Consider the following 250-nt stretch of genomic DNA (forward strand, 5'->3'; position numbering starts at 1 on the left):
GTCTGCATGAAGTCGGCGATGTTGAGCATCGGCTCGCCGACGAACTGGTCGCCGCCCTGGGTTTCGATCTGCAGCAGGCCGCGCTGGATGGCGCCCACGCTGGCCGCGCTGCTGTTGCCGTACTGCGTGGTGAACTGGCTCGCGTTTTCGCCCACGTACTGCAGCATGGCGCGCAGGTCTTTCCGGTCCAGCAGCAGCAGGCCGTTGTCGTCGGCGATCTTGAACACCAGGTTCAGCACGCCGGCCTGCG

General features: G+C 66.0%; 1 protein-coding gene. It reads right to left on the minus strand.

What is annotated here, in order from left to right; all coding sequences use genetic code 11:
- Positions 1-250 (minus strand): helicase HerA-like domain-containing protein (locus tag AC0IYU_RS34890; RefSeq protein WP_472126990.1); only part of this gene is annotated, 250 nt, incomplete at both ends.

The organism is Variovorax sp. AC103, from assembly GCF_979254005.1.